General features: G+C 71.8%; 13 protein-coding genes. 9 read left to right on the top strand and 4 right to left on the bottom strand.

What is annotated here, in order from left to right:
* Window positions 1–76: 76 nt before the first annotated feature.
* From LGI35_RS21805 to LGI35_RS21785, 5 genes are all read left to right on the top strand, one after another.
* Entirely contained in the window at window positions 77–1,036 is a 960-nt protein-coding gene (locus LGI35_RS21805; protein ID WP_227295632.1) for a sigma-70 family RNA polymerase sigma factor, read from the top strand.
* A gap of 71 nt (window positions 1,037–1,107) precedes the next feature.
* The gene (locus LGI35_RS21800; protein ID WP_227295631.1) at window positions 1,108–1,572 is read left to right on the top strand and encodes a helix-turn-helix transcriptional regulator; all 465 of its coding nucleotides are present in this window, start codon (window positions 1,108–1,110) and stop codon (window positions 1,570–1,572) included.
* Window positions 1,573–1,657: 85 nt separating this feature from the next.
* Entirely contained in the window at window positions 1,658–2,086 is a 429-nt protein-coding gene (locus LGI35_RS21795; RefSeq protein WP_227295630.1) for a helix-turn-helix domain-containing protein, read from the top strand.
* 28 nt (window positions 2,087–2,114) lie between these two features.
* Entirely contained in the window at window positions 2,115–2,711 is a 597-nt protein-coding gene (locus LGI35_RS21790) for a hypothetical protein (protein WP_227295629.1), read from the top strand.
* 128 nt (window positions 2,712–2,839) lie between these two features.
* The gene (locus LGI35_RS21785) at window positions 2,840–3,181 is read left to right on the top strand and encodes a DUF2516 family protein (RefSeq protein WP_116512297.1); all 342 of its coding nucleotides are present in this window, start codon (window positions 2,840–2,842) and stop codon (window positions 3,179–3,181) included.
* A gap of 47 nt (window positions 3,182–3,228) precedes the next feature.
* On the opposite strand, the gene LGI35_RS21780 is transcribed toward LGI35_RS21785, so the two are convergent.
* The 3 genes from LGI35_RS21780 to LGI35_RS21770 form a co-directional block, all read right to left on the bottom strand.
* The gene (locus LGI35_RS21780) at window positions 3,229–4,527 is read right to left on the bottom strand and encodes a PP2C family protein-serine/threonine phosphatase (protein ID WP_227295628.1); all 1,299 of its coding nucleotides are present in this window, start codon (window positions 4,525–4,527) and stop codon (window positions 3,229–3,231) included.
* 273 nt (window positions 4,528–4,800) lie between these two features.
* On the bottom strand, window positions 4,801–5,862 hold the full coding sequence (locus LGI35_RS21775) for a C40 family peptidase (protein WP_227295627.1): 1,062 nt from the start codon (window positions 5,860–5,862) through the stop codon (window positions 4,801–4,803).
* A gap of 223 nt (window positions 5,863–6,085) precedes the next feature.
* Window positions 6,086–6,880 carry a class I SAM-dependent methyltransferase gene (locus LGI35_RS21770; RefSeq protein WP_227295626.1) on the bottom strand — a complete coding sequence of 265 codons (795 nt, stop codon included), beginning with the start codon at window positions 6,878–6,880 and terminating at the stop codon, window positions 6,086–6,088.
* Window positions 6,881–7,067: 187 nt separating this feature from the next.
* On the opposite strand from LGI35_RS21770, the gene mshA reads away from it, so the two are divergent.
* From mshA to LGI35_RS21755, 3 genes are all read left to right on the top strand, one after another.
* Window positions 7,068–8,417, top strand: coding sequence for a D-inositol-3-phosphate glycosyltransferase (mshA, locus tag LGI35_RS21765; RefSeq protein ID WP_227295625.1), 1,350 nt, complete (start codon window positions 7,068–7,070; stop codon window positions 8,415–8,417).
* Window positions 8,418–8,424: 7 nt separating this feature from the next.
* Window positions 8,425–8,919, top strand: coding sequence for a type III secretion system chaperone family protein (locus LGI35_RS21760; protein ID WP_376222768.1), 495 nt, complete (start codon window positions 8,425–8,427; stop codon window positions 8,917–8,919).
* A gap of 149 nt (window positions 8,920–9,068) precedes the next feature.
* Window positions 9,069–10,742 carry a glycoside hydrolase family 55 protein gene (locus LGI35_RS21755; RefSeq protein ID WP_227295622.1) on the top strand — a complete coding sequence of 558 codons (1,674 nt, stop codon included), beginning with the start codon at window positions 9,069–9,071 and terminating at the stop codon, window positions 10,740–10,742.
* Between the two features lie 71 nt (window positions 10,743–10,813).
* Here the strand turns inward: LGI35_RS21755 and LGI35_RS21750 are convergent, their stop codons facing one another.
* Complete coding sequence (locus LGI35_RS21750; RefSeq protein ID WP_227295621.1) at window positions 10,814–12,103, bottom strand: MDR family MFS transporter; 1,290 nt, start codon at window positions 12,101–12,103, stop codon at window positions 10,814–10,816.
* A gap of 225 nt (window positions 12,104–12,328) precedes the next feature.
* On the opposite strand from LGI35_RS21750, the gene LGI35_RS21745 reads away from it, so the two are divergent.
* Window positions 12,329–13,090 carry a phosphoglyceromutase gene (locus LGI35_RS21745; protein WP_116512303.1) on the top strand — a complete coding sequence of 254 codons (762 nt, stop codon included), beginning with the start codon at window positions 12,329–12,331 and terminating at the stop codon, window positions 13,088–13,090.
* Window positions 13,091–13,242 lie beyond the last annotated feature (152 nt).

Raw genomic sequence — 13,242 nt, 5'->3', positions numbered from 1 at the left:
GGCTTCGCGCCCCGTCCGGGTCGGTAGGTTCTCGACGTCTGCTTCTTTGACCCGCGCCGAGCGAGGAATGTGACCGATGGACGAGAACGCATCGCTCTCCGAGCGTTTCGAGAAGGACCGGACCCGGCTGCGCGCGGTGGCCTACCGGATGCTCGGCTCGGTGACCGAGGCGGACGACGCCGTGCAGGAGACCTGGTTGCGCCTCAGCCGTACGGCCGACGCGCACGCGCAGCGCGAGGACGGGGAGGAGCGGGGGGACGGGGACGCGCCGGCCGGCATCGAGAACCTCACCGGGTGGCTGACCACGGTCGTGTCGCGCGTGTGCCTCAACATGCTGCGCGCCCGCGAGAACCGCCGTGAGGACCCCCTCGACGCGTACGTCCCCGACCCGGACGCCGCCCCGGAGGACGGGCGTGACCCCGAGGAGGAGGCGCTGCTCGCCGATTCGGTCGGCGTCGCCCTCCTCGTCGTACTCGACACCCTGACCCCCGCCGAGCGGCTCTCCTTCGTGCTGCACGACATGTTCGCCGTGCCGTTCGACGAGATCGGCCCGCTGATCGAGCGGACCCCGGCCGCGACCAGGCAGCTCGCCAGCCGCGCCCGCCGCCGGGTCAAGGGCGTCGCCCCGGCGCCCGACGACGATCTGCCGCGCAGGCGCCAGGTCGTCGAGGCGTTCCTGGCCGCCACGCGCGGCGGGAACTTCGACGCGCTCGTCGCCCTGCTCCACCCGGACGTGGTGCTCCACGCGGACCGTACGGTCATCCCGACCCCCGAGCCCGTCGTGGTCCGCGGCGCCGCCACGGTGGCCCGCGGCGCGATGGCCGCCACGGGCCGCGCCCTGTTCACCGGTACCGCGCTGATCGACGGCTCGGCCGGCCTCGTGATGGCGCCGGGCGGCCGCCTGTTCCTGGTGCTCGTCTTCACGGTCACCGGCGACCTGATCACGGGCATCGACGTGATCGCGGAACCGGAGCGCCTGCGCCACCTGGTCGTCACCGTCCTCGACGGTGATCCGGGCGATCCGTACGGGAAATAGGGCCGGACGAGGAACGGAGTCTCGCGGCGAGTGGCCGGACGCGGGCCCGGGCCCGGCCGTACGCTGGCAGCGTGACGCTCGATGACCTCGTAAGGCTGCGTCGGGCCCGGGACATGATGGACCGCGACTACGCGCAGCCCCTCGACGTCCCGGCCCTGGCGCGTGCCGCGCACATGTCGCCCGGGCACTTCTCACGCAGCTTCCGGGCGGCCTTCGGCGAAACCCCGTACAGCTATCTGATGACCCGCCGTGTCGAGCGGGCCAAGGCGCTGCTGCGGCGGGGCGATCTGAGCGTGACGGAGGTCTGCTTCGAGGTCGGCTGTACGTCGCTGGGGTCGTTCAGCTCGCGTTTCACCGAGCTGGTCGGCGAGACCCCGAGCGCGTACCGGGCCCGCAGTCACGAGCCGGGCGCGGTCATACCCGCGTGCGTGGCCAAGATCCTCACCCGCCCCGTCAGGAACGGACCGGCCGGGGGCGGGCACGTCATCGACGCTCAAGTCCTCGGCGGAGAACCGGAAACGGGCCCTCGCGCGTAGGTTTCACGCCGCCTTCCGGGTGGCGTGGCGCACTTTTGCAAGCAGTCGCTTGCAATAGTTAGCACAGGCGAGGCACTATCGGAGCATGGCATCGCTCAACGTCGGCAATCTCGGTGAGTACCTGCGCGAGCAGCGCCGCAGTGCGCAGCTCTCGCTCAGGCAGCTCGCCGATGCCGCCGGGGTGTCCAATCCGTATCTGAGCCAGATCGAGCGCGGTCTTCGCAAGCCGAGCGCGGAGGTCCTCCAGCAGGTGGCCAAGGCCCTGCGGATCTCCGCGGAGACGCTGTACGTGCGGGCCGGGATCCTCGATGCGGAGCGGGATCGGGAAGAGGTGGAGACGCGCGCCGTCATCCTCGCCGACCCCTCGCTCAACGAGCGCCAGAAGCAAGTGCTGTTGCAGATCTACGAGTCCTTCAGGAAAGAGAACGGGACCGAGGTACAGCACGACAGTCAGGAACACCCCGCCGACGGCCCCCGCACGGCCGGGAGCAGCGGTGCCGAACCCTCAAGCTGAAGCCGATGTGATCCGGGAGGACCACGCCATGGCCATCACCGACGACCTGCGTAAGACCCTCAGCAACCCGACCCCCCTCTACTTCGCCGCCGGCACGGCCGAGCTCGCCTATCAGCAGGCGAAGAAGGTGCCCGGCATCGTGGAGCAGCTGCGCGCCGAGGCCCCGGCCCGGTTCGAGGCCGTGCGCAACACCGACCCGAAGGACGTCCAGGAGAAGGCGGCCGGCCGCGCCAAGGAGGCCCAGGCGGCCATCCAGGCCAAGGTCACCGAGGTGCTCGGCACGCTCGACACCGACCTGAAGAAGATCGGCGAGTCCGCCCAGGACCTCGCGCTGCGCGGTGTCGGCGTCGCCGCCGAGTACGCCGTCAAGGCCCGCGAGACCTACGAGAAGGTCGCCGAGCACGGCGAGGAGACCGTGCGGGCCTGGCGCGGTGAGGCGGCCGACGAGATCCTCGAGGTCGCCGAGGCCGTCGAGCCCGACACGGAGCCCGTCGCCGTGGCCGACGAGCGGACCACCGCGAAGCCCGGTCCGGCCGACGCGTCCGCCAAGAAGCCGGTGGCCGTGAAGAAGGCCCCGGCCAAGAAGACGACGACCGCGAAGAAGACCGCGCCCTCCGGCAAGTAGCGGCACGGCGGGGTGAACAAAGCGGTACGGAGCGTACCGAAGGGCGGGCCGGGCACTTACCGAGTGTCCGGCCCGTTCACCGGGTACGGTGACCGCGTAGGACTGATCTGACTCGGGTGGTGGGCGTTGTGCTGATGTCGGCTTTCGGCGGCTTGATGTGGCTGCTCTACACCGCCATGCTCGTGCTCGCGGTGGTTGCTCTCGTGATGGCCGCGTTCTCGCGCGAGGACGCGTTCCGCGCGGCGGACAAGCAGAACAAGATGTTCTGGCTGATCATCCTCGGCATCGCGGTGGCGGTGAATCTGCTCGTCCCGATGCTGTTCCTCCAGCTCGCGGGGCTCGTCGCGACGATCGTCTTCTTCGTGGACGTGCGGCCCGCGCTCCAGCAGGTGTCGGGCGGCGGCCGGGGTCGCCGTGGCGGCGGCTCCAGCAGTGACGGTCCGTACGGGCCGTACAACGGCGGGCGCTGAGCCCTCCGGCTCCCCGGGGGCTCGGTCGCCCCCCCCCGGATCAGGGGCTAGTTCCCCCGGTCCAGGAGGACGACGGCCACGTCGTCCGTGAGGTCGCCGCCGTTGAGGTCGCGGGCCTCGTTCACCGTCGCGTCGATGAGTTCCTCGCCGCGCAGCCCCTCCACGAGCTTGCGGCGCACCATCTTCACCATGCCCTCCTGGCCCAGGCGCTGCTTGCCCTCGCCGACCCGTCCCTCGATCAGGCCGTCCGTGTAGAGCATCAGGCTCCACGTCGGGCCGAGCTCGACCTGACGGCGCGGCCAGCGGGCGCGCGGCAGCAGACCGAGCGCCGGGCCGTTGTCCTCGTACGGGAGCAGCTCGGCGCGCCGTCCCGGGCGCGCTATCAGCGGCGACGGGTGGCCCGCCAGGCACAGGCCCGCGCGGCGGCCGTCGGGGGAGATGTCGACCGTGCACAGCGTCGCGAAGATCTCGTCGTCCGCCCGCTCGTGCTCGAGGACCTGCTGGAGCGTGGAGAGCAGCTCGTCGCCGCACAGGCCGGCGAACGTCAACGCCCTCCAGGCGATGCGCAGTTCGACACCGAGCGCCGCCTCGTCGGGGCCGTGACCGCAGACGTCGCCGATCATGGCGTGCACCGTGCCGTCGGGCGTGCGGACGGCGTCGTAGAAGTCGCCGCCGAGCAGCGCGCGGGAGCGGCCCGGGCGGTAGCGGGCCGCGAAACGCAGCGGGGAGCCGTCCAGCAGCGGCGTCGGGAGGAGGCCGCGCTCCAGGCGGGCGTTCTCCTGGGCGCGCAGCCGGGACTCGGCGAGCTTGCGCTGGGCCACGTCGGCGCGCCTGCGCTCGACGGCGTAGCGCACCGCACGGCCCAGCAGACGGCCGTCCAGCTCGTCGCGGAACAGATAGTCCTGGGCGCCGACGCGTACGGCCTCGGCGCCGCGCTCCGCGTCGCCGGACGCGGTGAGGGCGAGGACGGCGTGGCGCGGCGCGAGGCGCAGGACGTGCCGGAGCGTCTCCAGCTCGTCGGCGTCCGTGGCCGCGCCGGGCGCGGGCAGGGCGAGGTCGAGCAGGATGCAGTGGACGTCATCGGTGAGGAGCCGCTCGGCCTCGGTGAGGTTGCGGGCGGTACGGACGCGGATCGGCTTGCCCGCCGAGTCGGTCAGTTCGGGCACGCCGAGGGAGGCGGTGGGGTCGTCCTCGATGACGAGGAGCGTCAGAGGGCCACCTCCGCCGCTCTGGGCGCCGGAGGCCGTGGGCTGCCGGGGCAGCGTGACGGACGGCGTCGGCACTGCCGGAGCCTGACCACCTTCCACGGCCGGGATAGCTCTCTGCCGCGGTACGGGTACGGGCATCGATCGGTTCCTTCCCTCCCCCCGAGGGCGTGGTGGAGCGAAGGATCGTCGCACCACCGACGGTGGACCTTAGCGGTAGGCGGCGTCGCAACGGAATGGTGAGAGGCAAACCGCCACTGTCATATGCCGCATCAACTAACGGAATTGGGCACGCCAGAGGGCCCGTCGGCGGTTTCGGGGATGACGAAGGTCACGTCGGTTCACCGCAACCGGAGGCGGGGGAGTGCGGTGGGTCACGTGGCCCAGCTCACGACGACGCCCCCCCGCAGTCCTTTACGCGTCGGGGCGGACGACCCCGAGGATCGCCATGGAGCCCGCGCCCGCGATCGTGACGTTCCGCCCGGGGCGCGGCGCGTGCACGATGGCGCCGTCCCCTATGTACATACCGACGTGGCTGGCGTCGTCGTGGTAGATGATCAGGTCGCCCGGGCGCATGTCCTTGACGGCGATGTGCTTGAGCTGCTTCCACTGCTCCTGCGAGGTCCGCGGGATCGGCCGTCCGGCCGCCGACCACGCCTGCGAGGTCAGCCCCGAGCAGTCGTAGGAGCCGGGACCCTCGGCGCCCCACACGTACGGCTTGCCCAGCTGGCCCGTGGCGAACGCGACCGCCTTCTTGCCCCGCGCCGACGCGCTGCCCTTGATGTCCTTCAGTACCCCCGAGCTGAGCCAGGCCGTCTGTCGCTTGTACTCGGCCTGCTGCTCCAGCTTCTTCAGCCGCTCCCGCTCCTCCTTCTCGAGCTGCGACTCGAGCTTCTCGGCGGCCGCGATCTTGCTCTTGATCTTCTTCTGCGCCCGGGCCTTCTCCTTGCGGCCGGCCTCGAGCTTCTTCCAGTTCCGCGTGGCGTCCTGGGCGTACGTCTGCAGGTCCTCCTGCGTGCGGGCCATCTCGCCCAGGAGCCCCTTGGTGGCGTGCTGCCCCTGCCGCATCCGGTCCGCGCCGTCCAGGAACCGCGACGGGTCGTCCGAGAGCATCAGCTGCGCCTCCGGCGGCATCCCGCCGTCGCGGTACTGCTGACGGGCCGCGGCGCCCGCGCGGGACTTCAGCCGGTCCAGCTTCTTCTGGCCGGCGACGATGTCCTTGGCCAGCTGGACGATCTGTCCCGACTGCTTCTCGGCCTTCTCCTCGGCCGCGTTGTACGCCTCCGTGGCGACGGCCGCGTCGTGGTAGAGCCCGTCCAGTTCGGCGCGGACCTGCTCAAGGTCCCTGCTCTTGTCGGACGTTGACGGCGGCGCGGGTCGCGCGGGACTCGCGTACGCGGCGCCGGGCGCCGTCAGTACGGTCAACGCGCTGACCAGCGCCACGGCCGCCATGACTGTCGTGCTCCGCCTGCTCATCGCGCTCCGCCCCCAAGCCGTGAAGACCCACCAAAACTGATTTACCGTCAGTAACTTACGGATGCCCTGGGGATGGTGCCACGCCGGCGCCGAATGTGACAGAGCCGGGCAACAACTCCCTATCCGCTCCCGGCCCGCCCCATCGGTCCCGCACGTCCCTGCCCCGCACCGTCTGACGTACGACCCCCGGAGATCGTTCCCTCGGGCTCCGGACGCGCCTTCGTCAGCCTCGAGGAGCCAACGCCCCCCAGGCGACCGTCACTTCTCCCTGCCGCCAGCGCGCGGGCCGGTCGACCACCGGCCAGTCCGCGCTCAGCGCCCGCGCCGTCCTGATCCACCGCTGCCGCGCCCCGTACGAGGCGTAGGGGGCGGCCGCGGCCCAGGCGCGGTCGAAGTCGCGCAGGAACGCGTGGACCGGCTCGCCCGGCACGTTGCGGTGGATCAGCGCCTTGGGCAGGCGCTCGGCGAGGTCGGAGGGGCGGTCGAGGGAGCCGAGGCGGGTCGCGAAGGTGACCGTGCGGGGGCCCTCGGGCCCGAGCGCCACCCACACGTGGCGGCGGCCGATCTCGTCGCAGGTCCCCTCGACCAGGAGCCCGCCGGGCGCGAGCCGGGCGGTCAGCCGCCGCCAGACGTCGGCGACCTGGTCCTCGTCGTACTGGCGCAGCACGTTCGCGGCCCTGATCAGGAGCGGGTCGTGGGGGAGAGGCACCTCGAAGCCGCCGTGGCGGAAGGTGAGGCCGTCCCGTTCATAGGGGAGGGCGGCGGCGACCCGGGCCGGCTCGATCTCGATACCCACCACGCGCGCGCGGGGTGCCACGGTGCGCAGGCGGTGCAGCAGCTCGACCGCGGTCCAGGGCGCGGCTCCGTAGCCCAGGTCCACGGCGACGGGGTGGTCGGCACGGCGCAGGGCGGCGCCGTGCGTGGCCGCGATCCAGCGGTCCATGCGGCGCAGGCGATTGGGGTTGGTGGTCCCGCGTGTGACCGTTCCCACGGGGCGGGAAGGGGGGCGCGGGCTCATGGGTACGAGGGTATGCGCCCGCCCCGGGCGCCCCAGGGTTGAGCCCCCGATGGTAATGATTCGGCAAAACGGAAATGGAGCGGAGACCTCCGGTGTTGGAGGGGCTGAAGGAGGGTTCGTGCCCGGGCTGGGTGCCCGCGGTTCCGCGCCCCCGACGAGTCGTGCCCGCAGCAAGGAGGACCGCCACGTGAGCCAGCACGTGTCCAGGCTCCGCCGTTCCGGGGCCTCGTCCCCGCGGCTCAGGTTCCCCGGCGCGCACCGCAGACCGCGTCGCGTGGCCATGCTGAGCGTGCACACGTCACCGCTTCACCAGCCCGGCACGGGCGACGCGGGCGGCATGAACGTCTACATCGTCGAGCTCGCCAAGCGCCTCGCCGCGATCAACATCGAGGTCGAGATCTTCACGCGCGCCACGACCGGCGCGCTGCCCCCCTCCGTCGAGCTGGCGCCCGGCGTCCTGGTCCGGCACGTGGACGCGGGCCCGTACGAGGGTCTCGCCAAGGAGGAGCTGCCGGCCCAGCTGTGCGCCTTCACGCACGGCGTGATGCAGGCGTGGGCGGGCCACCGGCCGGGCTACTACGACCTCGTCCACTCGCACTACTGGCTCTCCGGCCACGTCGGCTGGCTGGCCGCCGAGCGCTGGGGCGTCCCGCTCGTGCACGCCATGCACACCATGGCCAAGGTCAAGAACGCCGCGCTCGCCGAGGGCGACACCCCCGAGCCCGCCGCGCGTGTCATCGGCGAGACCCAGGTCGTCCGCGCCGCCGACCGCCTCATCGCGAACACCGCGGAGGAGGCCGACGAGCTCGTACGCCACTACGAGGCGGAGGCCGCCAAGGTCGCCGTCGTCCACCCCGGCGTGAACCTGGACCGCTTCCGTCCCGGCGACGGCCGCGCCGCCGCCCGGCACCGCCTCGGCCTGCCCCAGGACGCCCTCATCCCGCTCTTCGCGGGCCGTATCCAGCCCCTCAAGGCGCCGGACATCCTGCTCAGGGCCGTCGCCGTCCTCCTCGACGAGCGGCCCGAGCTGCGCTCGCGGATGGTCGTGCCCGTGGTGGGCGGGCCCAGCGGCAGCGGTCTGGCCAAGCCGGAGGGGCTGCAGAAGCTCGCCGCCAAGCTCGGCATCGCGGACGTCGTCCGCTTCCGCCCGCCGGTCGGGCAGGACCAGCTCGCGGACTGGTTCCGCGCGGCCTCCGTCCTCGTCATGCCGTCGTACAACGAGTCCTTCGGGCTCGTCGCCATAGAGGCGCAGGCGGCCGGTACGCCGGTGATCGCGGCCGCGGTCGGCGGTCTGCCCGTCGCCGTGCGCGACGAGACGACCGGCTTCCTGGTCCCGGGCCACGACCCGGCGGCGTACGCGCGCCGGCTGGGCGATTTCGCCGACCGTCCACAGCTTGTGGACAGCATGGGCGCCGCCGCCGCGGCGCACGCGCAGGGCTTCGGCTGGGACACCGCGGCCTCCGCGACGGCCGATGTGTACACGGCGGCCACCTACGAGCACCGCCACCCCCGTCACGTACCCTCGCTGCATGGCTGACAGCACCATGGCCGGCGCGGCGGCGGTCATCGAGCAGGTCCTCACCGAGGCCGAGCTCGAGTGGGAGAGCCCGGAGCCCGGCTCGTCGTACGTCGTGAAGCTGCCCGGGACGCGCAAGCTGTCGACGACGCTCTCGCTGCTCGTCGGCAAGCACTCGCTCTCGCTGAACGCGTTCGTGATCCGGCACCCGGACGAGAACGAACAGGGCGTCCACCGCTGGCTCCTGGAGCGCAACCTCCGTCTGTACGGCGTGAGTTACGCGGTCGACCAGCTCGGCGACGTCTACCTCACCGGCAAGTTGCCCCTCGCGGCCGTCACCCCGGACGAGGTCGACCGCCTCCTCGGCTCGGTCCTGGAGGCCGCGGACGGCGCGTTCAACACGCTCCTGGAGCTCGGTTTCGCGAGCGCGATCCGTCGCGAGTACGACTGGCGGGTGTCGCGCGGGGAGTCCACCCGCAATCTCGACGCGTTCACGAACCTGACCCAGCGCCCCGCCAAGTAGCGCCTCTCTCCTGCCGGTTGACCGTTGCGCGCCCCCTTCCGTCGCAGGGGTCGCCGTGGCATGCTCGCGGCCGACGCGGACATGAACGACGTTCACATCTTTGAACGTCTTGGATGTCTTCGACCTGAATCGTGTGGAGGGTGGCGGCGGTGGAGAACCTCAGCAGACGCGGGTTGTTGGGCAGCGCGATAGCGGTGGCGGCCGTGACGGTGACGGGAACCGGCGCGCGGGCCGCCACGGCACAGTCCGGTGAAGTCCCGCCCATCTGGCGCGAGTTCACCCGAACCCCCTACACGCACCCGCAGATCCCGTACGTCGGACGGGCCGGATACCGCGCGGGCCGCCAGGGCTTCGCCCGCCCCCGCGTCGTCGCCGACGTCGTCCGCGACTACGGCGCGCGCCCCGACGGCTCGGCCGACGCCGCCCCCGCGATCAACCGTGCCCTCGCCGACGCCGGACGGGCCGGCGGGGGCACGGTCCACCTGCCCCCGGGCACGTACCGCATCGACGACCTCATCCGCATCGGCCACTCCGGCGTCGTCCTGCGCGGCGCGGGCAGCACCCGCACCAAGCTGTACGCGACCCGCAGCCTCACCGAACTCATCGGCGTCTACGGCTCCCGCTACGGCGGCGACAAGTCCAGCTGGTCCTGGGCGGGCGGCCTGATCTGGCTCTGCCCCGAGGACCGCTTCCGCACCCTCACCGACGCGATCAGGGCGAAGGCCTGGCCCTTCGAGGGCTGGACGGGCAACAAGCGCGACGAGTGGGACACGCTGACGTCGGTCGGGCCCGCCACCCGCGGCTCCTGGTCGGTGACGGTCGCGGACGCGTCCCGCCTCTCCCGCGGCGACCTGGTTCTCCTGCGCCTCGCCGACGACCCCGGCCACACCCTCCTCGAACACATGGCGGGTGGCGGCCCGGGCCCCGAGGCGTACTTCTGGGACGACAAGACCAAGCTGACCTCGTACGTCCCCTACGAATGGCCCGTACGGATCGCATCCGTGCACGGCCGCCGCGTCACCTTCGAACGCCCGCTCCCCCTCGACATACGCCCCGAGTGGGACCCCCGGCTGACCACGCACGTCGGCGCCCTGACCGGCTCGGGCGTCGAGGCGCTGACCCTCGAAGCCGTCGAGACCCCGCAGTCGCAGCACCTCCTCGACAAGGGCTACAACGGCGTCGCGTTCCAGTGCGCGTACGACTGCTGGGCCGACGACGTCACCGTGCGCCACGTCGACAACGGCTTCGGCCTGGTCGCCGCGTCCGCGTGCACCCTGCGCCGCACGCGTGTCGCGGGCCGCGGCTCGCACCACCCGTACTTCTGCCGCGAGGGTTCCCACGACAACCTCGTCGAGTCGTTCACGATCGAGCAGCGCACCGTCCCCGCCCCCGCGGGCACGCAGCTGCACGGCATCAACGTCGAGGGCCTGTCGTCGTACAACGTGTGGTCGCGCGGCGAGATGGAGATGGGCACGTTCGACTCGCACCGCGGCATGCCCTTCGCGAACGTGCGCACCGACATCACCGTGAACAACAACGGCCGCCACGGCGGCGACGCGTCGGCGGGCCCCCTCTTCGGGGCGCGCTTCACCCACTGGAACATCCGCGTCACGAACCAGCGCGCCGGCCTGATGCGCCTCGACGGACTCGCGCCGTACAGCGCGACCGTCGCCGTCAACACGGTCCGCGAGTTCGACCAGACCGACGTACCGGACTTCACCGGGGACCTGCATGCGCGGCTTGAGCTGTACGGCGACGGGGTGTCGGACACGGTCCGGCCGCGGAACCTGTACGACGCGCAGCGGTCGTCGGTCAGGCGGTGAGCGTCAGGCGGTGAGCTCAGCCGGTGAACGTCAGGTGGTGAACGTCAGGCGGTGAGCTCAGCCGGTGAGCGTCAGGCGGTGAGTTCGGGCTCGGCCCCGGTCTTCTCGGCCCCGGTCTTCTCGGGGCCGGGGACGGGCGTGACGGGGTGCTCCTCCGCGGGCAGCCCTCGCATCAGGATCCAGTACCCGGCCGCCGCGACGGTCCCGATCACCGCGCAGCCCGCCCACAGCCACCCCGCGCCGAACCGGTCGATCGTCACGCCCGACGCGAGCGGCGCGACCAGCGCCGCCACCGACCACGACATGGAGTACATGCCCTGGTAGCGGCCGCGCCCGTGGGTCGGGGCGAGCCGCGCCACCAGGCCGGACTGCGTGGGCGCGTTGACCATCTCGCCGAGCGTCCACACGACGACGATCAGGGCGTACGCGGCCATCGAACCGGCGAACGCGGTGAGCGCGAAGCCGTAGCCGATGAGGAGTGAGGAGACTGTCAGGAGCCGGCCCGCGTCGCGCTTCTCGATGAAACGGGTCAGCGGGATCTGCAGCGCCACGATGACGATGCCGTTCACGGCGGCGACGAGCCCGACGTCCGAACTGCTCAGCCCCGCCTGCCCCATGACGATGGGCAGCCCGGACGAGGACTGCGTGAAGACGACGGAGATGAGGAACGACAGCCCCACCATCAGCATGTACCGGCCGTCGCGCAGGACGGTCAGCATGGTCACGTCGGCGACGGGCGCCGCGTCGGGCTTCGGCTCGGCGCGCTCGGGCCGCGACTCGGGCACCTTCACGAACACCAGGACCGCGCAGGCCAGCGTCATCGCGGCCTCCAGGAGGAAGCCGGCGGTGTAGCTGGCGGCGACGAGGAATCCGGCGTAGACGGAGGAGACGGCGAAGCCGAGGTTGATGGCCCAGTAGTTGAGGGAGAAGGCCCGCACGCGGTCCTTCGGCGCGACGAGGTCGGCCATCATCGCCTGCACGGCGGGACGCGAGGCGTTCGAGGCGACACCGAGCAGGAAGCCGGTCACCGCGATCCCGGCGGGGTCGCGCACGAAGGCGAGGACGGCGACGGTCGCGGCGGTCGCGAGCTGCGCGCCGAGGAGCGTGGGGCGCCGCCCGATCCGGTCCGCGAGCACCCCGCCGAGCAGCGACGCGATCATGCCGCCGAGCCCGATGAGCGCGGCGACCAGACCCGCGTACGACGCGGAGAAGTGGCGCTCGGTGGTCAGGTACAGCGCCATGAACGTGAGGACGAAGCCGCCCAGGCGGTTGATCAGGGTGCTGGTCCACAGCCACCAGAACTGGCGCGGCAGACCGGACACACTCTCGTGTGCGGCCCGTCTGAGTGCGGTGACGGACATCGGGACGGATCCCCCCTGGGGCGCGTGCGGCGTGGGTGCGGCCTGATGGGCCTGTAAGCGGCGCCGGCCATGTCCGTAACTTACGTGGGGGAGGGCGGCCACAGCCACTCAATTGACGGTCGCCGTCAATCGTCGGCGGACCCGCCCGCGCACCGCCCGGGACCGTACCGTCCGGCCCGTGGCCGGGCGCGCAGGGCGCCGGAGGCGTGGATTAGGCTCGGAGCCATGGCCGACGCACCGTACAAGCTGATCCTCCTCCGCCACGGCGAGAGCGAATGGAACGCGAAGAACCTGTTCACCGGTTGGGTGGACGTCAATCTCAACGAGAAGGGCGAGAAGGAGGCAGTCCGCGGCGGTGAGCTGCTCAAGGACGCAGGCCTGCTCCCCGACGTCGTCCACACCTCGCTCCAGAAGCGCGCGATCCGCACGGCCCAGCTGTCGCTGGAGGCCGCGGACCGTCACTGGATCCCCGTCCACCGCTCCTGGCGCCTGAACGAGCGGCACTACGGTGCGCTCCAGGGCAAGGACAAGGCGCAGACGCTGGCCGAGTTCGGCGAGGAGCAGTTCATGCTCTGGCGCCGCTCGTACGACACCCCGCCGCCGCCGCTGGCCCGCGACGCGGAGTACTCCCAGTTCGACGACGCGCGCTACGCGAGCCTCCCGCCGGAGCTGCGCCCGCAGACGGAGTGCCTCAAGGACGTCGTCGTCCGCATGCTCCCGTACTGGTTCGACGACATCGTCCCGGACCTCCTGGACGGCAAGACGGTCCTGGTCGCGGCCCACGGCAACAGCCTGCGCGCCTTGGTCAAGCACCTCGACGGCATCTCCGACGCCGACATCGCGGGCCTGAACATCCCGACGGGCATCCCGCTGTCCTACGAGCTCGACGCGGACTTCAAGCCCCTGAACCCGGGCGGCACGTACCTCGACCCGGACGCCGCCGCGGCGGCGATCGAGGCGGTCAAGAACCAGGGCAAGAAGAAGTAGCTTTCACGATCATGCCTCCCACCTGCGCAGACGGCGCGGATGGGAGGCATTTTCATGGCCTGGTACGTCCCTGGGGCCTCACCCTCGTCCACGCGGGGACAGGCCCTCTCGTCCCCTCCTGTGAGCGATCTCGTCACCCGTCCGGTCCGCAC

Origin of the sequence: Streptomyces longhuiensis, assembly GCF_020616555.1 — a bacterium.
Taxonomy (GTDB): domain Bacteria; phylum Actinomycetota; class Actinomycetes; order Streptomycetales; family Streptomycetaceae; genus Streptomyces; species Streptomyces longhuiensis.
The sequence above is the reverse complement of the archived record's forward strand: the minus strand, read 5'-3'. Positions and strand labels throughout refer to the sequence as shown.